This window comes from Curvibacter sp. PAE-UM (assembly GCF_001432305.1).
In the GTDB taxonomy this organism is placed as follows: domain Bacteria; phylum Pseudomonadota; class Gammaproteobacteria; order Burkholderiales; family Burkholderiaceae_C; genus Hylemonella.
Genome location: NZ_KQ483358.1, coordinates 2,252,227 through 2,271,131, shown reverse-complemented (window position 1 = coordinate 2,271,131; position 18,905 = coordinate 2,252,227). Strand labels below are relative to the sequence as shown.

The 18,905-nt window shown below is 62.8% G+C and carries 14 protein-coding genes, 2 tRNA genes and 1 pseudogene; 5 read left to right on the top strand and 12 right to left on the bottom strand.

Going from position 1 to position 18,905, the window contains the following annotated elements:
• Positions 1-13 precede the first annotated feature (13 nt).
• The 3 genes from AO057_RS11000 to AO057_RS10990 form a co-directional block, all read right to left on the bottom strand.
• Positions 14-2,911 (bottom strand): 2-oxoglutarate dehydrogenase E1 component, encoded by a 2,898-nt coding sequence (locus AO057_RS11000; RefSeq protein WP_057675830.1) that lies wholly within the window; start codon positions 2,909-2,911, stop codon positions 14-16.
• A gap of 176 nt (positions 2,912-3,087) precedes the next feature.
• Positions 3,088-5,052 carry a propionate--CoA ligase gene (locus tag AO057_RS10995; RefSeq protein WP_082605644.1) on the bottom strand — a complete coding sequence of 655 codons (1,965 nt, stop codon included), beginning with the start codon at positions 5,050-5,052 and terminating at the stop codon, positions 3,088-3,090.
• A gap of 53 nt (positions 5,053-5,105) precedes the next feature.
• Positions 5,106-5,531, bottom strand: coding sequence for a DUF2784 domain-containing protein (locus AO057_RS10990; protein ID WP_057677261.1), 426 nt, complete (start codon positions 5,529-5,531; stop codon positions 5,106-5,108).
• A 64-nt stretch (positions 5,532-5,595) separates the two neighbouring features.
• Between AO057_RS10990 and AO057_RS10985 the strand changes: the two genes are divergently transcribed.
• The 3 genes from AO057_RS10985 to AO057_RS10980 all read left to right on the top strand — a co-directional run bounded on the left by AO057_RS10985 (position 5,596) and on the right by AO057_RS10980 (position 6,800).
• Positions 5,596-6,141: an NUDIX hydrolase gene (locus AO057_RS10985; protein WP_057675826.1), complete on the top strand. Its 546-nt coding sequence runs from the start codon at positions 5,596-5,598 to the stop codon at positions 6,139-6,141.
• Between the two features lie 146 nt (positions 6,142-6,287).
• Positions 6,288-6,464: a hypothetical protein gene (locus tag AO057_RS17820; protein WP_156404540.1), complete on the top strand. Its 177-nt coding sequence runs from the start codon at positions 6,288-6,290 to the stop codon at positions 6,462-6,464.
• A gap of 69 nt (positions 6,465-6,533) precedes the next feature.
• The gene (locus AO057_RS10980) at positions 6,534-6,800 is read left to right on the top strand and encodes a hypothetical protein (protein ID WP_057675824.1); all 267 of its coding nucleotides are present in this window, start codon (positions 6,534-6,536) and stop codon (positions 6,798-6,800) included.
• 62 nt (positions 6,801-6,862) lie between these two features.
• On the opposite strand, the gene AO057_RS10975 is transcribed toward AO057_RS10980, so the two are convergent.
• A tRNA-Arg gene (locus AO057_RS10975) sits at positions 6,863-6,939 on the bottom strand.
• Between the two features lie 224 nt (positions 6,940-7,163).
• Between AO057_RS10975 and AO057_RS17815 the strand changes: the two genes are divergently transcribed.
• Complete coding sequence (locus AO057_RS17815) at positions 7,164-7,340, top strand: hypothetical protein (protein WP_156404539.1); 177 nt, start codon at positions 7,164-7,166, stop codon at positions 7,338-7,340.
• A 106-nt stretch (positions 7,341-7,446) separates the two neighbouring features.
• On the opposite strand, the gene AO057_RS10970 is transcribed toward AO057_RS17815, so the two are convergent.
• Positions 7,447-9,363 (bottom strand): FAD-dependent monooxygenase, encoded by a 1,917-nt coding sequence (locus AO057_RS10970; protein WP_057675822.1) that lies wholly within the window; start codon positions 9,361-9,363, stop codon positions 7,447-7,449.
• A 273-nt stretch (positions 9,364-9,636) separates the two neighbouring features.
• On the opposite strand from AO057_RS10970, the gene AO057_RS10965 reads away from it, so the two are divergent.
• The gene (locus tag AO057_RS10965) at positions 9,637-11,496 is read left to right on the top strand and encodes a 3'-5' exonuclease (RefSeq protein ID WP_057675821.1); all 1,860 of its coding nucleotides are present in this window, start codon (positions 9,637-9,639) and stop codon (positions 11,494-11,496) included.
• Between the two features lie 21 nt (positions 11,497-11,517).
• On the opposite strand, the gene AO057_RS17525 is transcribed toward AO057_RS10965, so the two are convergent.
• The 7 genes and pseudogenes from AO057_RS17525 to rplT all read right to left on the bottom strand — a co-directional run.
• Positions 11,518-13,461: a DUF2075 domain-containing protein gene (locus AO057_RS17525; RefSeq protein ID WP_240480770.1), complete on the bottom strand. Its 1,944-nt coding sequence runs from the start codon at positions 13,459-13,461 to the stop codon at positions 11,518-11,520.
• 200 nt (positions 13,462-13,661) lie between these two features.
• Positions 13,662-13,738 (bottom strand) — tRNA-Pro (locus tag AO057_RS10955).
• A 45-nt stretch (positions 13,739-13,783) separates the two neighbouring features.
• Entirely contained in the window at positions 13,784-14,236 is a 453-nt protein-coding gene (locus AO057_RS10950; protein WP_057675817.1) for a MerR family transcriptional regulator, read from the bottom strand.
• A 216-nt stretch (positions 14,237-14,452) separates the two neighbouring features.
• Positions 14,453-14,812 (bottom strand): annotated as a pseudogene (locus AO057_RS10945) (integration host factor subunit alpha); the annotation flags it as partial.
• A gap of 27 nt (positions 14,813-14,839) precedes the next feature.
• Complete coding sequence (pheT, locus tag AO057_RS10940; protein WP_057675813.1) at positions 14,840-17,272, bottom strand: phenylalanine--tRNA ligase subunit beta; 2,433 nt, start codon at positions 17,270-17,272, stop codon at positions 14,840-14,842.
• 150 nt (positions 17,273-17,422) lie between these two features.
• Entirely contained in the window at positions 17,423-18,475 is a 1,053-nt protein-coding gene (gene pheS, locus AO057_RS10935) for a phenylalanine--tRNA ligase subunit alpha (RefSeq protein WP_057675811.1), read from the bottom strand.
• 163 nt (positions 18,476-18,638) lie between these two features.
• Positions 18,639-18,905: 50S ribosomal protein L20 (gene rplT / locus AO057_RS10930; protein WP_057677260.1), on the bottom strand; the 267-nt coding region annotated here is incomplete at its 5' end.

The following is an 18,905-nucleotide window of genomic DNA, read 5'->3' as shown; positions in this document are numbered from 1 at the left end:
GTGATTCAAACCTTTACTTGGTCAGCACGAAGCCCTTGAGCTTGGCAAAGGCCGCTTCCACCAGCGCCTTCTGCTGCTCCTGGTGCAGGTGGGCATAACCCACCGCCGGCGAGGCCGAGGCCGCGCGGCCGGCATAACCCAGCTTCTGGCCTTCGAGCATGTTCTCGTGGATGTAGTGCTGCACGAAGAACCAGGCGCCCTGGTTCTGCGGCTCGTCCTGGCACCACACGATGTCGGTGGCGTTCGGGTACTTCTTGAGCTCGGCAGCGAAGACCTTGTGCGGGAAGGGATAGAGCTGCTCGACGCGCAGGATGGCCACGTCGTCCAGGCCCTTCTCCTCGCGCTTCTTGACCAGGTCGTAATAGACCTTGCCGGAACAGGCGATCACGCGCTTGACGTTCTTCTCGTCCTTGATGGCCTTCTGCTCGGGAATGATGGTCTGGAAACCGCCCTTGGTGAACTCGGACAGCGGCGAAGTCGCGTCCTTGTTACGCAGCAGGGACTTGGGCGTCATGATGATCAGCGGCTTGCGCAGGTTGCGGATCATCTGGCGGCGCAGCACGTGGAAGATCTGGCTGGCCGTGGTCGGCTGCACGATCTGCATGTTGGTGTCGGCCGCCAGCTGCATGAAACGCTCCAGGCGGGCCGAGCTGTGCTCGGGGCCCTGGCCTTCGTAGCCGTGCGGCAGCATCAGCGTGATGCCGTTGACACGGCCCCACTTCACTTCACCGGATGCGATGAACTGGTCGATCACCACCTGGGCGCCGTTGGCGAAGTCGCCGAACTGGGCTTCCCAGACCACCAGGGTGTTGGGGTCGTTGGAGGCGTAGCCGTACTCGAAGCCCAGCACCGCCTCTTCAGAGAGGATGGAGTCGATCACGACGAAGGGCGCCTGGCCCTCGCTCACGTTCTCCAGCGGCACATAGGTGCCCACGTCCCACTTCTCGCGGTTCTGGTCGTGAATGACCGAGTGACGGTGGGTGAAGGTACCGCGGCCGCAGTCCTCGCCCGACAGGCGCACCGGGTAGCCGCTGGCCACCAGCGAGGCGAAAGCCATGTGCTCCCCCATGCCCCAGTCCACCGGAATCTCGCCGCGGCCCATGGCGGCGCGGTCGTCGTAGACCTTCTTCACCAACTGGTGCGGCGTGACACTCGCGGGAATGGTGGTGATCTTCTCGGCCAGGCGCTTCCACTCGGTCAGCGGAATGGCCGTCTCGGCGGCGTCCGTCCACTTCTTGCTCAGGTAGGGCGACCAGTCCACCGCGAACTTGCTCTTGAAATTGGTCAGCACCGGGTCCACCGTGTGACGGCCGGCGTCCATGGCGGCGCGGTAGGCCTTGACCATCTCGTCCGGGCCGGCAGCCGGCAACACACCCTGGGTGGCCAGCTTGTCACCGTAGAGCTTGCGCGTGCCGGGGTGGGCTGCGATCTTCTTGTACATCAGCGGCTGGGTCAGGCTGGGCGTGTCCTGCTCGTTGTGGCCCAGCTTGCGGAAGCAGGTGATGTCCACCACCACGTCCTGGCGGAACTCCATGCGGAACTCCAGCGCCAGTTGCGTGGCCAGCACCACGGCCTCGGGGTCGTCGCCGTTGACGTGCAGCACCGGCGCCTCGACCATCTTGACGATGTCGGTGCAGTACACGGTGGAGCGCATGTCGCGCGGGTCGGAGGTGGTGAAACCGATCTGGTTGTTGATGATGATGTGCACCGTGCCGCCCGTGGAATAACCACGGGTCTGGGCCAGCGCCAGGGTTTCCTGGTTCACGCCTTGCCCGCCGAAGGCGGCGTCACCGTGCACCAGCACCGGCAGCACCTGGCTGCCCTTGGGGTCGCCGCGGCGGTCCATGCGCGCGCGCACCGAGCCCTCGACCACCGGGTTCACGATCTCCAGGTGCGAAGGATTGAACGCCAGGGTCAGGTGCACCGGGCCGCCAGGTGTGGTGACGTCGGAGCTGAAGCCCTGGTGGTATTTCACGTCACCGGCCGGCAGGTCTTCCGGCGCGGTGTGGTCGAACTCGGCGAACAGGTCCGCCGGCATCTTGCCCATGGAGTTCACCAGCACGTTCAGGCGGCCGCGGTGGGCCATGCCGATCACGATCTCCTGCACGCCCTTGGCGCCGGCGAGCTGGATCAGCTCGTCCATGGCGGCAATGAAACTCTCGCCGCCTTCGAGCGAGAAGCGCTTCTGGCCGACGTATTTGGTGTGCAGGAAACGCTCCAGGCCCTCGGCCGCGGTCAGGCGGTCCAGGATCTGCTTTTTCTTTTCAGCGCCGTAGTTGGGCTTGCTGCGGATGCTCTCCAGCTTCTGCTGCCACCAGCGCTTCTGCGCCTGGTCGGTGGTGTGCATGAACTCGGCGCCCAGGGTGCCGCAGTAGGTCTCGCGCAGGGCGTTGAGCAGCTCGCGCAGGGACATGCTGTCCTTGCCGAAGAAGGTGTTGCTGATGTTGAACACCGTTTCCTGGTCGGCGTCGCTGAAGCCGTAGAAGGAAGGCTCCAGCTCGGGGATCGAGGGGCGCTCGGTGCGCTTGAGCGGGTCCAGATCGGCCCAGCGCTGGCCCACGTTGCGGTAGGCGGCAATCAACTGCTGGGTGGCCACGCGCTTGCGGCCCATCTCGGAGTCGGCGCCGGTGGCCATCACCACCTGGGTCACGCCCTGCTTGGCACGCTCGGCAAAAGCGTTGATGACCGGCAGGTGGGGAATGTCCTTGGCGTTCGTGCCATCGACAGCGGGCACGTGCTGCAGGGCGTCGAAGTAATCGCGCCAGTTGTCGGGAACGCTGCCGGGGTTGGCGAGGTAGTTCTCGTACATCTCTTCAACGTACGGAGCATTGCCCCCGAACAGATAGGTGTTGTCGCTGTACGTCTGGTACACAGACGACGCGGCCTTGGAACCCTGATGGGATTCGCTCATATTGCGCTGACCTCCGTTTCCCTGAGGGAAACTTTGACTGGTTGGAAAAACCTTCCGCGGCACGGCTGGACCGGTTGGCGGATGCGACTGTGGCAGGAAGGAGCCTTAGTACAGGGGCGATTGTGCCACCGAATGCCCGGCGGCACAAAGCCGCTTATGAATTCAGGTGCTGATTCTTATGGTTTGGCCGCGGCACCCACGAGCTCGCGCACCTGCTGCAGGGCCGCCGGATCGTCCATGGTGGTCAGGTCGCCCGGGTCGCGGCCCTCGGCCACGGCCTGCAGCGCGCGGCGCAGCAGCTTGCCGCTGCGCGTCTTGGGCAGCAGGTTGACGAAGAACACGCGCGAAGGCCGCGCCACCGCGCCCAGCTGGCTGTCCACCAGCTTCATCACCTCGCCCTCCAGCTTCAGGCGTGCCGCGTCGCTGGTCAGCCCGCTGGCGTCCTTGGCCACGGCAAAGGCCATGGCCACCTGGCCCTTGAGCTGGTCGGCCACGCCCACCACGGCCACCTCGGCCACGTTGGGATGGCCGGAGATGCATTCCTCGATCTCGCGTGTGCCCAGGCGGTGGCCGGCCACGTTGATCACGTCGTCGGTGCGGCCCAGGATGAAGAAATAACCGTCCTTGTCGCGGATGCCCCAGTCAAAGGTGCTGTAGACCAGCTTGCCCGGAATGCTCTTCCAGTAGGTGTTGACGAAACGCGCGTCGTCGCGCCATACGGTCTGCATGCAACCCGGCGGCAGCGGGCCCTCGATGGCCACCACGCCCTTCTGGTCGGGCCCCGTGAGTTCCTCGCCCGTGCTCTCGCTGATCAGCTTGACGTCGTAGCCGTACATGGGCACGCCCGGGCTGCCGAACTTGCTGGGCGCCTTCTCCACGCCGTTGGCAATCGTCAGGATGGGCCAGCCGGTCTCGGTCTGCCAGTAGTTGTCGATGATGGGCACGCCCAGGCCCTGGCTGATCCACTGCGCCGTGGGCTCGTCCAGCGGCTCGCCGGCCAGGTACAGCGCCTTGAGGCTGGAGAGGTCGTATTTCTTGAGGAAGGCCGGGTCCTGCTTCTTGAGCACGCGCACCGCCGTGGGCGCCGAGAACATGCGCGAGACCTTGTACTTTTCCACCAGCTGCCACCAGATGCCGGCGTCCGGCCGGATGGGCAGGCCCTCGTACATGATGGTCGCCATGCCGGCGATCAGCGGGCCGTAGACGATGTAGCTGTGCCCCACCACCCAGCCGATGTCGCTGGTGGAGAAATAGGTCTCGCCCGGCTTGCCTTCGAAGATGTACTTCATGCTCGCCGCCAGCGCCACGGCATAACCGCCCGTATCACGCTGCACGCCCTTGGGCTTGCCGGTGGTGCCGCTGGTGTAAAGCGTGTAGCTGATGTGGGTGGCGTCCACCCATTCGCAAGGCACGGGGGTGTTCAGGTGTTTTTCACGCAGCGGGCCCCACAGATGGTCGCGCCCGGCCGTCAGGTCCATGGGCGACAGCCCGCGGTCCACCAGCAGCGCGGCAGCGGGTTTGTGTTTGGACAGGCGGATGGCCTCGTCCAGCAGCGGCTTGTAGGCCACCACCTTGCCGCCGCGCGAGCCCGCGTCGGCACTGACCACCACCTTGGGTTCGGCGTCCTCGATGCGCGAGGCCAGCGAGCCCGAGGCAAAACCGCCGAACACCACCGAGTGGATGGCGCCGATGCGCGCGCAGGCCAGCATGGCAAAGGCCGCCTCGGCGATCATGGGCATGTAGATCAGCACGCGGTCGCCTGATCTGACGCCCAGCTCAAGCAGGCTGGCCGCCATGCGCTGCACCTCGGCGTGCAGTTCGCGGAAGCTGTAAGTCTTTTCCTCGTCGGTCTCGGTGCTGACGTAGATCAGCGCGGCCTGGTCGGCGCGGTCTTTCAGGTGCCGGTCCACCGCGTTGTGGCACAGGTTGGTGGTGCCGCCCACGTACCAGCGCGCAAAGGGCGGGTTGCTGTAGTCGCAGATCTGCTTCGGGGCCTGCTGCCAGTCGATCAGCTGGGCCTGTTCGGCCCAGAAGGCCTCACGGTCGGTGATGGAACGGCGGTGAAACTCGGCGTAACGACTCATCCAGGCTCTCCTCGGTTTATCTGTCTTGGAACTGAATTCATAATTATGAGTATCGATCTTGCTGCAAACTGACGTTCGGCGGGCATCCCCAGGCCACAAAATGACCTAAATCAAGGCTTGCGCCTGGCCGGCCGGCGCCAGGGCCGCGGCGGCCAGCGCCGCCACAACCACAGCACCCCCAGGCCGAACAAGGTGTAGGCCAGGCCGAACACCCAGGGCGGCGCGTCGTAATACAACAGGCGCTGCACCCAATGCTCGATGAAACTGCGCTCGTAGTCACCCGCAATGCGCGCCTGCCGGCGCAGCCAGATCTCCAGCACCGTCAGCGGGCAAGCGGCACCCAGCCAGGTCTGCAGCACCACAAAACTGATGGCCCCCAGATGCGCCCAGCGCAGCAGCGGCGCCCGCACCCAGGCCCAGCCCGCCGGCCCGCCCAGCAGAACCACCAGCGCCCCGCCCAGCACGAAAGCTACCACCGCGGCATGCAGGGTGAGCACCGCATCGGCCAGCACTTGCCAGAGCAGCAGGGTGTCCATGATGGCCGGATGATAGGGCCCTGCCCCGAGCAGCAGACTGTCGGTTTCCCCTACACTCACTTTCATGCTGCACAGCCCCATCAAACACTGCAAGAATTGCGGCGTGGCCGTGGTCTACCGCCTCCCCGACGACGGCGACACGCGCGAACGCGCCATCTGCCCCGCCTGCAGCACCATCCATTACGAAAACCCGCTCAACGTGGTGGGCACCGTGCCCTACTGGGGCGACAAGGTGCTGCTGTGCAAGCGCAATATCGAGCCGCGCAAGGGCAAGTGGACGCTGCCGGCCGGCTTCCTGGAGCTGGGTGAAAGCACGGCCCAGGGCGCCGCCCGTGAAACCGACGAAGAAGCCGGCGCCCAGATCGAGATGGAAGGCCTGTTCACCATCATCAGCGTGGCGCGTGTGGGCCAGGTGCACCTGTTCTACCGCGCCAAACTGCTGAGCGACCAGTTCGCCCCCGGCACCGAGACCATGGAAGCCCAGCTCTACGCCGAGCACGAGATCCCCTGGGACGAAATCGCCTTTCGCACCGTCAAGGAAACGCTGGAGCGCTACTTTGCCGACCGCAAGGCCGGCCGCTACCAGGTGCACGACGTCGACCTGGTCTGAACCGCCGGCAGCGGCCCCCGACATATACCCTTACATCTGCCCGCTTTTCCCGCTTTCAGAAGGCCGGAATTGGGGGTACATTCGTTCCCAGTATGCGCAAAGTGTGAACTACTTCACACACCACACGACAACACGACGGCAGAGACATGAAACGGCAAGAGCATTTTTGGAACGTCGACCTACGGGAAGTCTTCAGGGAATGGCTCTCCCAGCTCTGGACTTTTTTCCTGACTTTGCTGACTTTCATCGGCATCGGCCTGCCCGTGCTCATCTCGATCTTCGTGCTGTGGTATCTTGCAGGCTTCCCCCGTATCTCCTGGTAAGTCCTGAGGCGGTGGCGCCCTGACACTTGCACGGCGGCCCGCCCGTTTCCCGTGTAAGAGCCACCCCAAGTGAAAAACGAGTCCGCCTACCTGCACGCCACGCAGGATCTGCCCGCCGGCGAGGCCGAAACGCCGGCCCTCGCCGAACCCGTCATCGTCCATCTGCCCCTGTACCGCCCCGGCTCGCGCGTGAGCTACCAGGGCCGCGACTACACCGTGGGCCACGTCGTCATCAACCGCAGCCTGCTACAGGTCCACCTGCAGGAACTGGGCAGCGCGGTGGACGCCGAGAAGCTGCAAGTCTCCCCCACCCGCCTGGTGCTGCAACGCAGTTGAACGAGCGCCGCCCGGCCGCCTGCGCTTGCGGCGGCCTGCCGGCTGAAATCTGCGTTTGGGATTGGTCAGCCCGGAGGGGATCGAACCCCCGACCCACAGCTTAGAAGGCTGTTGCTCTATCCAACTGAGCTACGGGCTGACGAGAAGAAATGTGGGTGGCGGATCATACCGCCCTGGCGCGCGCCTGCTGTTGTTGCCAGCCCTCAGGGCCGCTGGGCCGGCCGTCCCAACTTGAAGTCGCAGTTTGCGATATCAAGTTGGTGAACCCCTCCAGGCTCAACTGAGGCAACCTGAGGTCGCAAATTGCGACCTCAAACGCCAAGAGCCAAATTGGCGCTTAATGCACCCATCAGGAGTGCCACCATGCCCGCCCACGCCACCGGTTCGCCCCCCGCCAAACGCCCCACCGCCAAGCGCAAGGCAAGTCAGGCCAATACCCTGCTCGCCCAGTTCATGGTCGTGGAAGAGAACGGCAGCCTGGCGCAGCACGTGCGCGAGGTGGTGGCCGGTAACCGCAGCAAAGCCGCCAAGCAAGTTTGAGAACAATCTAAAATCCCTCTGCAAATCAACGACTTGCAGAGGGTTTGGCTGGGCTCCGCCCAAACGGAGAGCCCTTCGACAGGCTCAGGGCGACCGGAGCCGGGCCTCAGGCCGGCAGCAGAATGCCCGCAAAGAAGTCCGCCAGCTCCTGGCGCGCGTCCAACGGCAGCACGTGGGCCACGTATTGGTCCGGCCGCACCACCACCATGCAGCCTTTGTCGCGGTTGATGCCGCGCATGTCGTAAATATCGCCCACACCCTTGTGGTCGACGCAGAAGACCTTCTCATGGTCTTGCAGGCCCAGTTTGCCGGTCTTGGGCTTGAGCAGAGACGGCATCTTCTCGTAGGCCAGCTGGTCGAAGGTTTGCTGGAACACCGCGCGGAAGTCGATCACCGCGTCGATGTCTTCGCCCTTGCGTGTGTGCTTGACGACCGGGGAGTTCGCGTCGGTTTCCAGCCAATCCGCGAGCTGGTGGATGGCCGAGATCGAATCGGTACCGTCGGCCTTGCCGGCAAAGGCGTAGATGCGCCAGCGCGCATCGGCCTCGGCCACATGGCCAAGCTGCATTTGCTTGGCGTCCGACACCCGCACCACGGGCGCGGAGTGAAAGCGGCGGCCGATGGTCTCGCCGGTCGCCAGCGACTGATAAGTTGCCGGGCCGATCAGCGCGGACGGGTCGTACTTGACGGCCAGGCCGCCCGTGAACTCCAGGTTCTCCTTGAACTGGCGAATGATGCGCGGCTCCTCAATCCCTTCCCGCTCGGCCTGGGTGGTGGGGGCCGACATGACCCGCGCCCATTTGTGGTCCGTCTCCACCAGGCGTTTGGCCTCGGTCAGCCGCTCTTTGGAATAGCTGCGCAACAGGCGGGCATCGGCCCGGCCCTGGAGCACGTGCACCAGCTTCCAGCCCAGGTTGAAGGTGTCCTGCATCGAGACATTCATGCCCTGCCCCGCCTTGGGGCTGTGAGTGGGGCAGGCGCCCCCCGCCGTGAACACGCGCGGGTTGCGGTCCACGCCCGCGGGCACGTCGTCGAACCGGTCGGTGATGCTGTGCCCAATGTCGTAGATGGACCACCAGACCACCTCCTTCACGTCGATCGTGTAAGGCTTGATGATGCGGTTCGCCGCGGCAATCATGTCGTGCTGCGTGAGCTTGCGCTGCGCCGCCTTCTCGTCGGGCCGGAGCTTGTCGAGCTCCACGTACATGCGGAACACATAACCACCCTCGCGCGGCAGGATCAGCAAATTGCCTTCACTGGCGGAAGAGATCAGGCACTTCTGCCGCACGTCCGGGAAATCGGTGTTGGCGAGGATGTCCATCACGCCCCAGGCCTGATGTGCGGCATCGCCCTTGAGTTCACCGCCGATCGCCTTGCGCACGGCCGAATGCGCCCCGTCGCAACCCACCACGTAGTTCGCCCGCACGGTGCGGGTGCCCCCCCAGTTCAGGCCGCTGGCGTCTTTCAGGGTCACGGTCACCGGGTGATCGTCGGTGCTGGTGTCCACCGTCAGGCCCAGGATTTCCCAGCTGTAGTCGGGCTCCAGGCGCGACGGGGAATTCTTCATGACCTCCAGGAACAGCTCGTGCAGCCGCGCCTGGTTGATCAGGATGTGCGGCATTTCCGAGCTGTCGTCGGCCACGTCTTGCACCCGGCCCGCGCGCTTGATGTGGGCAGGATTCTTGGGGTCCGGCATCCAGAAATTGGTCTGGTTGACCCAGTAGGTTTCGCGCTTGACCTTGTCGGCAAAGCCGAAGGCCTGGAACATTTCCATGGAGCGCGTGTTGATGCCGTCGGCCTTGCCCTTGATGATGTTGCTGGGCATGCGCTCCACGATCATCGTCTCGATCTCCGGGAACTGCGACAACTGCGCCGCCAGGCACAGACCCGCCGGGCCGGTGCCGGCAATCAGCACATCCACCTTTTCCGGCAGCGGCTCGTTGATGCCCCGGTTGCGCCGGTTCGGCGCGGCTTGCTTGACGTCGGGGTTGCCACCCCTGAAGCCACTTTTGTAGAACTGCATCGTTATCTCCAAAGACTGAAAAACAGCACCGACGGTTCGGCTTGAGTGCGGCCGGCTCAACATGAGCCACCAAACTCAATAATAGTAAGTATGCATACTAATTTGATAAACGTCAACCCAGTGACGAATTCGGGTTTACCCGCAGCGAGATATGGCGTAAAGCCTGAGATGGCTAGATCGCTCGATAGAATGAATCAAACACGGGCCGGCGCCGATCTGACAAGCACCGAGCCCCACCGGCCATAGCGCCGCACACAGGGATTGCAGAAGACCATGGCCATTTTTCCGCAAGGCCTCACCAATATCGACAGACGCTGCGATACCGGCGAGCGCGCGGTACTGCACCAGCTCAAGCGCTGCCTGTCCGACGACTATATGGTCTGGCACAACGTTCCCATCGGCCCCAAGGCCCGCCAGCCCGACTTCGTCATCCTCAGCCCGCGCCGCGGCCTGCTCATTCTGGAAGTCAAACACTGGGCCTGGGGCACCTTGCTGAGCTTCAACCGCGACAGTGTCGAACTCCAGTTGGAAGACGGCCCCAAGACGGTGGCTCACCCCTTGTCTCAAGCGCGTGGCTACGCCATGGAGCTCAACAAAGTACTGGAGACGGACCCAGCGCTGCTGCAAGACCAAGACCCGTTCAGAGGCAAATCACGTGTGCCCTACGGCTGGGGCTGTGTACTCTCCAACATCCGGCGCAAGCAGGTGGAGAGCATCGACTTCGCTGAAGTCTTTCCCGACACCAAGACACTGCTGCGCGACGATCTGGCCGAAGACATTGATCCTGAAGTGTTTGAGGAGCTGCTCTGGACCATGTACGCTGGTTGGTCCCCCCAAGCCCTCACCCTGCCCCAGCGCGACCGCGTGCGCTGGCACCTCTTCCCCGAGGTGCGGGTGCAGCAAGGTACGTTGTTCAACGGCAAGGAAGGCGCACAAGGCGCCAAGTTGCCTGATCTGCTGCAGGTCATGGACCTGCAACAAGAGCAGATCGCCCGCACGCTTGGCGAAGGGCACCGCGTCATCCACGGCGTGGCCGGCTCCGGCAAGACCATGATCCTGGTCTTCCGCGCCCAGCAACTAGCCGCCGCCGCGCGGCCAGACCAGCCCATCCTCGTGCTTTGCTACAACCGTACGCTGGCTCAGCGCATCACCACGCTGCTGCGCGAGCGCGGTGTCGATGAAAACCTCGTTGTCTGTCGTACCTTCCACGCCTGGTGTCTAGACATGGTCCGGGCCTACCAGCTCGACGTGCCCAGAGACTTGCAGGGCGATGCTTACTGGCAAGCCCTGGTCCAGACCGTCAACCGCGCCGTCCAAACCGGCCTGGTCCCCGGCGGCCAATACCTGGCTCTGCTGATCGACGAAGCCCACGACTTTGACGAGACCTGGCTGCAAATGGCCGCACGCATGGTCAACCCTGCCAGCAACTCGCTACTCGTACTCTATGACGACGCGCAATCGATCTACCAGAAACAACGGCGTAAGTTCAGCTTTGCGAGCGTGGGTATCCAGGCCCAAGGCCGCACCAGCGTGCTCAAACTCAACTACCGAAACACCGCCGAGGTCTTAGCCCTGGCCATGCAGTGCGCTGAAAACTTGGTAGCCGAGCGTCCGGAAACAGAAGATGCCGTCCAGACTGTGCACCCAGCTACCGCCGGACGCCGTGGCCCCCTGCCCGTGTTGATCGAAGCAGCCAATCCAGCGGAGGAAGCGGAGCTCATCGCCGAGCGCATAACAAAGGCCGCTGCCGAGGGTAAATCACTCAACGACATCGCTGTGCTCTTCCGTACCCGCATCCGCATGGACGGGGTCAGCCAGGCGTTACAGCGCAAGGGCATTACCGTACAAGCCATGCAAACGCAAGGTGCCACACGTTTTGACTGGTCGAAGCCCAGCGTGAAGCTGATCACGTTGCACAGCGCCAAAGGCCTGGAGTTTCCCTTGGTGTTTATCGCTGGGCTAGACAGCATGCCTTGGAAGGACGAACCGTTGGAAGAAGAGGTACGCCTGTTGTACGTAGGCATGACGCGCTCTACACATGGTCTGGTTCTCACCGCCGCCGGCAACTCCCCCATCGTGCAACGAGTGAAGAACTCGCTAGAGGCTGTAGCACAAGCATTTACGCTCGCATGAGCCCACATCAAAACCTGGCTGTCAGATAACCGGTACCCCGAGGCTCTGAAGGTACTGAAATGTCCCGTCGTAAAACTCCGGTGCACGAGTCGGATCACCAAGATCTCCTTGCGGAACCACGATGACCATACCTTGCCTGGCTCGAGTCAGTAGAACCCGATAAGCGTTCTTCAGATACATCTGCCGTTCCGGTTTATGGATGTTCTGCCACCGACTCCCAACAAATGAGTGGTGCTTCCAACTACCTTCGTTATGACGGAAATCACCGTCCCACACCACGCAAGCCCAATCCAACTCCAGTCCCTGAACATGGAACTCGGTGGCCACATCCTCGAGGTAGTAAGACGAGCGCACATCCGAATGATCATCTAGGAACCAATGAACTGGATCCATGGGTGAGCGAACGTCAATAGCATGCGGCTTGAGGCGTTCGGCTTGCGACGAAACGACCATGCCATAGCGCTCCGTACCACGAGCGTGCTCTTTAAGCCAACGCTTAGCCACGCTGAGATCTCGTGTCAGACGAATACGATATTTATCCCGTATAGAACTCCATGCCCGTTGTGCGTCCTCATGCTCCAAGTCGAGTACAGCCTTGACCCAAGCTGATACATGCTCTGCCCGAAATGACCGCATAGAAACGTTCAGATGCAGATCATCGTCAAAGGTCACTTGAGGACGATTTGACAGGGACTCTACGACCTGGCCCGCACCGTATTCGCTATCGTGCAGACGCGGTGACACATGGATGTACCAATGAGGAAAATATCTTTGTATGGCACCTACCCACTCACCAATCCCAGCTTCACCTGTATTGATTTCTTGACCGCCGCCGACCAAACAGACCACCACTGCCCAGTCCGGATGCCGGTCTAGACAGGAAAGCAAAAACTCAGGCTCCGACATATTGAAGTTCGGGACTCCTTTCTTGCGCGACATAAAGGCAGCCGTCTGCTCCAAGTTCCAGGCTCTTTGGGCTTCGTCGAAGATCGCCACATGCTCAATTGGAGGCCTCGAACGGTCTCTTAGGCAATCATCGCGAAAATGGTGAACGTTCTGGATGAATTCTTTAACGGCTTGGCGAGCTTGACCTTTGCTAGTTCGAACTCCTTGCTCACCGTCACGAATGACACGATCACGCGCTAAGGCCTCATGCAAGATGGCTACCAATGGGCCATTGCCCGACAGATACACCGAATACAGCTCATTCGTCGGATCGGTATGCAAGGTTGCGACGTTAAGACCCACCAGCGTCTTGCCAGCACCAGGCACTCCCGTGACCAAGCAAAGTACTTTCCTCTTGTTTTGCTGAGCCGAACCAATCACACGCTCAACCGCTTTGGACGTTTTGCTTAGGTTTTGCGCTCCGGAATCGCTACGCGAAATATTTGCGACGTTATGACCGGCATACAGAGCCATGGCCGCTTCGACAATGGTCGGCGTAGGCGCATAGCGCCCCGACTCCCATTGTTTGTGATCTATCGACGGCCCATCGCAAAAATCCAAAGCGGCGCGAATAACGACACCCAGCCCACTTGAATTGGTGCACACCGGTTTATAGATGCCGTCACGCAAGACGTCAGCCTCAAGAACCATCGGTACGGATTCGCCATCCGTCGCAATCAATACAGGGACGATTGAGAGGTGATGACTTGTCTCATGGAAGTTCTTTAGGTCCAAGGCGTAATCCCAGACTTGCGCTACTGCGTGTGCCGGGTAAGTCTTTTCCCCTACCTTGTACTCGATCACAAAGATCACCTGCTCTAGCAGTAGCAGGACATCAATACGTTTGCCCATCCGCGGTACGTCGTATTCGAAGTAGATTTTTCCTTGCGCCCGGAAAGGCTCTAATTCCTGCTGCAAATGGCGAATCTGCACCTGCCATGCATGCCTTTGTGTAGGCTCGATGGCAAAGGGATAGTTTGACGCCAACTCACCCAAGATGGTCTCGACTGACTTGGTCAAGAAGTGAGCAATGTCATCTGCGTAGTGCCACCGATGGATGGCAATTTGGTTGCGTTCTGGCATTTGGCGTAGAGATTAAATGACTTGCCAACCTTCCCTTGCTTACCTCGGCAAGCATACAAGGCTTGGGCGCCACATCTCCTGAGCCCAAAGAAAAACGCCGCCAGTGTTTCCACTAGCGGCGTTTGTCATTTATCGATTGGTCGGTGTGAAAGGATTCGAACCTTCGACCCCTTGCACCCCATGCAAGTGCGCTACCAGGCTGCGCCACACACCGATCGAGCTTCGAATTATACCCGCAGAAACGGGCCACTCCTGAGACTCAGAAGCTGCCTGCGAGCAGATCGCGGATTTCGGTGAGTTCGCGTTTGACCAGGTGCAGCTTGTCGGCGTGCAGTTCGTCGTCGTCCACCAGCTGGCTTTCGCTGAAGTCGTCCAGGTCGGCCGGTTCGTTCATCTCCAGCACTTCCACGCCGTCGAGCATGACCTCGCCGGCGCGCTTCTTGTCGCGTTCGGCGTGCAGCAGCTCCTGCATCTTGTTGCGCGCGCCGCTGATGGTGAAACCCTGGTCGTAGAGCAGGTCACGGATGCGGCGGATCATCAGTACCTCGTGGTGCTGGTAATAACGCCGGTTGCCGCGGCGCTTCATGGGACGCAGCTGGGTGAACTCCTGCTCCCAATACCGTAGCACGTGAGGCTTGACGCCACACAGGTCGCCGACCTCACCGATGGTGAAGTAGCGTTTGGCGGGGATGGGTGGGAGCGCTTTCTCCATTGAAATCAATGTGATAGGAGAGAAAGCTGCAAGGTTACTCTAAGTGGTGGACAGATGCAAAGCCTGGCGGCTGTTTTTTCGAAAAACAGCGCTTTTCGGGGTTTCGGGATGCAGGAAAGCTGCGGTTTGTGCACTGCAACAGGGCAACCGCAGCGGTTCCGAACCGCTAAAAACCGGGGGTGGTATGGGCCGCGCGCGCAGGCGCGGCGGGAGAGATCAGGCCGCGGCGCGGGCCGGCTGGCCGTTGCCCTGCTCCTGGATCTGTTCCTTGAGCTTGTGGCTGGCGTGGAAGGTGACCACACGGCGCGCTTCGATGGGGATGGCCTCGCCGGTGCGCGGGTTGCGGCCGGGGCGCGGGGCCTTGGTGCGGATCTGGAAGTTGCCGAAGCCCGAGATCTTGACGTCGTTGCCGTTAACCAGGCTGTCGGCGATCAGGTCGAAGAAGGCGTCGATCATGTCCTTGGACTCGCGCTTGTTCAGCCCGATCTGCTCAAACAGCAGTTCGGCCAATTGCGCCTTGGTCAGCGCGGGGGTTTCCAGACTTTCGACCGTGATTTCCATGCTTGCCCCGTCTTGTCTCGTGTTGTTCTTGCTTGGTCCCGCTCAGGCCCGCAGACGCGCGCCCACCTGTTTCTGCAGCGTGGCCAGCACGGCTTGTACGCTGGACTCGATCTGTTCTTCGGTCAGGGTGGCTTCGTCGCTGTTGAGCGTCAGGCGCACCGCCAGGCTCTTCTCGCCCTCGGCCAGGCCGGCCGAGGCTGCCCCCGGCTTGGCGCGGTAGACGTCGAACAGTATCGCATTTCGCAGCAGGCCCGCAGTAGGTGAAGACACTATGGCACTCATCAGCGCGGCGTGGCTCACGCTCTCGGCCACGATGACGGCCAGGTCACGCTCCACTGCCTGGAACTTGCTCATGGCCTTCAGGCTCGGCACCTCGCGCGCCAGCACGGCGTCGAGCTCCAGCTCGAACATCACGGGGGTCTGGGCCAGCTCGTAGCCCTGGCGCCAGCGCGGGTGCAGTTCGCCCACGTAGCCGATGGCCTTGCCGTCCAGCAGCACACGGGCGCAGCGGCCGGGGTGCATGGCCGGGTGTTCGGCGGCTTCGAAAGCGGGTTTGCGCGGGGCCAGCAGGGCTTCCACGTCGCCCTTGGCGTCATAGAAGTCGACGGCGCGGTCTTTGGTGGCCCACTGCATGGCGTCCACCCCGCCCACGGCGAGACCCGCCACGCGCATGGGCTGGGCAAAACCGGCCACGCTGGTGTCGCTGTCGGTCACGGAAGCATCTCGCAGGAAAACGCGGCCCAGTTCGAACACGCGCACACGCTCGGTCTTGCGGTCCAGGTTGAACTTGAGCACCTGCAGCAGCGAACCCAGCAGCGTGGAGCGCATCACGCCCATCTGGCTGGCGATGGGGTTCATGAGCTTGATGGGGTTCGGGTTGCCGGCCAGCTCGTGCTCCCAGCGTTCGTCCACAAAGCTGTAGTTGATGGTTTCCTGGTAGCCCAGGGCGGCCAGTTGGCGGCGCACGGCAAAGGCGCTGCGCTGCGACTCCAGGCGCGTCTTGGGCACCACGGGCGCCAGCGGCGGGGTGTGCGGCAGGTGGTCGTAGCCCACCAGGCGCGCGACTTCTTCGATGAGGTCTTCCTCGATCTGCAGGTCGAAGCGGTACAGCGGCGGGGTGACCGTGATGGTCCCCTGCCCTTCGGTGAGCGGCAGACCCAGGCGCTTGAGCGCATCACTGCACTGCGCTTGCGTGAGCGGCATGCCAATGATCTTGGCGGCGCGCGCCACGCGCAGCGTGACGGGCTGGGCCACGGGCATCTTGACCTGCTGGTCGTCGATGGGGCCGCAGGCGGTGGCGGGGGTGCCGCAGATGTCGACGATGAGCTGGGTGATGCGCTCGATGTGCTCCACGGTGAGCTGCGGGTCGACACCACGCTCGAAGCGGTGGCCGGCATCGGTGGCGAAGTTGTAACGGCGCGAGCGGCCGGCAATGGCGCGCGGCCACCAGAAGGCGGCTTCGACGTACACATGCTTCGTGTCGTCCGACACGGCGGTGGCGTCGCCGCCCATGATGCCGGCCAGGGACTCGACCTGCTGGTCGTCGGCGATCACGCCCACTTCGGCATCGACGGTGACGGTGTTGCCGTTGAGCAGCTTGAGCTGTTCACCCGGCTTGCCCCAGCGCACGTCCAGCGTGCCGTGGATCTTGTCCAGATCGAAGATGTGGCTCGGGCGGCCGAACTCGAACATCACGTAGTTGGAGATGTCCACCAGCGCGGTCACGCTGCGCTGGCCGCAGCGGGCCAGGCGGTCCACCATCCACTGCGGAGTTACAGCTTTGGTGTTGACGTTGCGCACGATGCGGCCGGAGAAACGGCCGCACAGGTCGGGCGCGCTGATCTTGACGGGCTGCTTGTCCTGGCTCTTCACGGCCACGGGCGGGAAGCTTGGGGCCTTCAGCGGCGCGCCGGTCAGCGCGGCCACTTCACGCGCCACGCCGTAGACGGACAGGCAGTGCGCGAGGTTCGGCGTGAGCTTCAGCGTGAACAGCGTGTCGTCCAGGTTCAGCACCTGGCGGATGTCCTGGCCGATGGGCGCATCAGCGGCCAGCTCCAGCAGGCCACCGTGGTCTTCGGACAATTTCAGTTCGCGGGCCGAGCACAGCATGCCCTGGCTTTCCACGCCGCGCAGCTTGCCCAGCTTGATGAGGAAGGGTTTGCCGTCTTCACCCGGGGGGAGTTCAGCGCCGACGAGAGCACAGGGGACCTTGATGCCCACACGCGCGTTGGGCGCACCGCAGACGATGTTCAGCAGAGCACCCTGCCCCACGTCCACCTGGCACACGCGCAGGCGGTCGGCGTTGGGGTGTTGCACGGCTTCCTTGATTTCACCGACAACGATCTGGGTGAAGGGCGGCGCCACGGGGCGCAGTTCTTCCACCTCCAGGCCGGCCATGGTGAGCGTGTCGGCCAGTTGCTGGGTGGAGAGCGGCGGGTTGCAGAATTCGCGCAGCCAGGACTCGGGGAATTGCATAGAAGATTCTCAGCGTGATTCGTTAGCGTGCTACTTGTCCGTTCGGACTGAGCTTGTCGAAGTCCCTGCCTTGGTTGGCGCTGCGCTTCGACAGGCTCAGCGCGAACGGTGGGCCGACCATCGCTTCAAGTGGTACCGGGGTGTGGCTCATCATCGGAATTGGCTCAGGAAGCGGATGTCGCCGTCGAAGAACAGGCGCAGGTCGTTGACGCCGTAGCGCAGCATGGTGAAGCGGTCCAGCCCCATGCCGAAGGCGAAGCCGATGTGCTTCTCCGGGTCCAGACCCATATTGCGCACCACGTTCGGGTGCACCTGGCCGGAGCCGGCCACTTCCAGCCAGCGGCCGGCCAGCGGGCCGCTCTGGAACTGAATGTCGATCTCGGCGCTGGGCTCGGTGAAGGGGAAGAAGCTGGGGCGGAAGCGCAGCACCAGGTCGTCGCGTTCGAAGAAGGTGCGGCAGAACTCGGTGAAGAGGTACTTGAGGTCCTTGAAGCTGACGTTCTCGCCGATCCACAGGCCTTCGCACTGGTGGAACATGGGCGAGTGGGTGGCGTCGCTGTCCACTCGGTAGGTGCGGCCCGGGGCGATGACGCGGATCTCGGGCATGGGCCGGCCAGACTCAACCAGCGCCTTGTGCTGCTTGACGTGCTGCAGCGCGTGGCGCACCTGCACCGGGCTGGTGTGCGTGCGCAGCAGGTTGGGAGCCTTGGCACTGCCGCCTTCGACGTAGAAGGTGTCGTGCATGGAACGCGCGGGATGGTCTTCGGGCGTGTTGAGCGCGGTGAAGTTGAACCAGTCGGCCTCGATCTCGGGGCCCTGGGCCACTTCGAAGCCCATGGAGCCGAAGATGGCCTCCAGTCGCTCCATGGTCAGGCTCACGGGATGCAGGCCGCCGGTGCCGCGCGCGCGGCCGGGCAGCGACACATCGAGCGCCTCGGCTTGCAATTGCTGCTGCAGTTCGGCGTCGGCCAGGGCCTGGCGGCGGGCGTTGAGCGCGGCCTCCACAGCCTGTTTGGCCACGTTGATGGCGGCGCCGCGGCTTTTCTTCTCTTCCACGCTGAGGGCGGCCATGCCCTTCATCAGCTCGGTGATGCTACCGGTCTTGCCCAGGAAACGCGCCTTGGCGTTCTCAAGATCCGCCGGGGTGGCGGCCTGGGCAAATGCTGCCTGTGCGCTGGCGACGATGGCGTCCAACTCGTTCATGTGTTCTTGTCCGTTGGGTACAAAGTGATCGGGGCAGCGCAGCACGGGCTGCGCTCTCCGGATCGCCCTGCGCAATGAAAAAGGGCCAAAGCTTTGTTCAAGCTCCAGCCCTTGTTTCTTGTGCATGAAAGGCGGCCTTGCAGCCGCCTTCCTGGCGTGAAGATCAAGCAGCCAGCTTGGCCTTGACCTTCTCCACGATGCCGGCGAAAGCCGTCATGTCGTGCACAGCGATGTCAGCCAGCACCTTGCGGTCGATTTCGATCTGGGCCTTCTTCAGGCCGTTGGCGAACTGGCTGTAGGTCATGCCGCACTGACGGGCTGCCGCGTTGATACGGGCAATCCACAGCTGACGGAACACACGCTTCTTGGTACGACGGTCACGGTAGGCATATTGCCCAGCCTTCATCACCGCTTCTTTGGCGATGCGGAA

Excerpts from the sequence above, each read along its gene's own strand:
- AO057_RS10965 (WP_057675821.1), top strand. The coding sequence starts at position 9,637 with ATGGCCATTTTTCCGCAAGGCCTCACCAATATCGACAGACGCTGCGAT.
- AO057_RS10950 (WP_057675817.1), bottom strand. The coding sequence starts at position 14,236 with ATGGAGAAAGCGCTCCCACCCATCCCCGCCAAACGCTACTTCACCATC.
- AO057_RS17815 (WP_156404539.1), top strand. The coding sequence starts at position 7,164 with ATGCCCGCCCACGCCACCGGTTCGCCCCCCGCCAAACGCCCCACCGCC.
- AO057_RS10990 (WP_057677261.1), bottom strand. The coding sequence starts at position 5,531 with ATGGACACCCTGCTGCTCTGGCAAGTGCTGGCCGATGCGGTGCTCACC.
- pheT (WP_057675813.1), bottom strand. The coding sequence starts at position 17,272 with ATGCAATTCCCCGAGTCCTGGCTGCGCGAATTCTGCAACCCGCCGCTC.
- AO057_RS17820 (WP_156404540.1), top strand. The coding sequence starts at position 6,288 with ATGAAACGGCAAGAGCATTTTTGGAACGTCGACCTACGGGAAGTCTTC.
- pheS (WP_057675811.1), bottom strand. The coding sequence starts at position 18,475 with ATGAACGAGTTGGACGCCATCGTCGCCAGCGCACAGGCAGCATTTGCC.
- AO057_RS10970 (WP_057675822.1), bottom strand. The coding sequence starts at position 9,363 with ATGCAGTTCTACAAAAGTGGCTTCAGGGGTGGCAACCCCGACGTCAAG.
- AO057_RS10985 (WP_057675826.1), top strand. The coding sequence starts at position 5,596 with ATGCTGCACAGCCCCATCAAACACTGCAAGAATTGCGGCGTGGCCGTG.
- AO057_RS11000 (WP_057675830.1), bottom strand. The coding sequence starts at position 2,911 with ATGAGCGAATCCCATCAGGGTTCCAAGGCCGCGTCGTCTGTGTACCAG.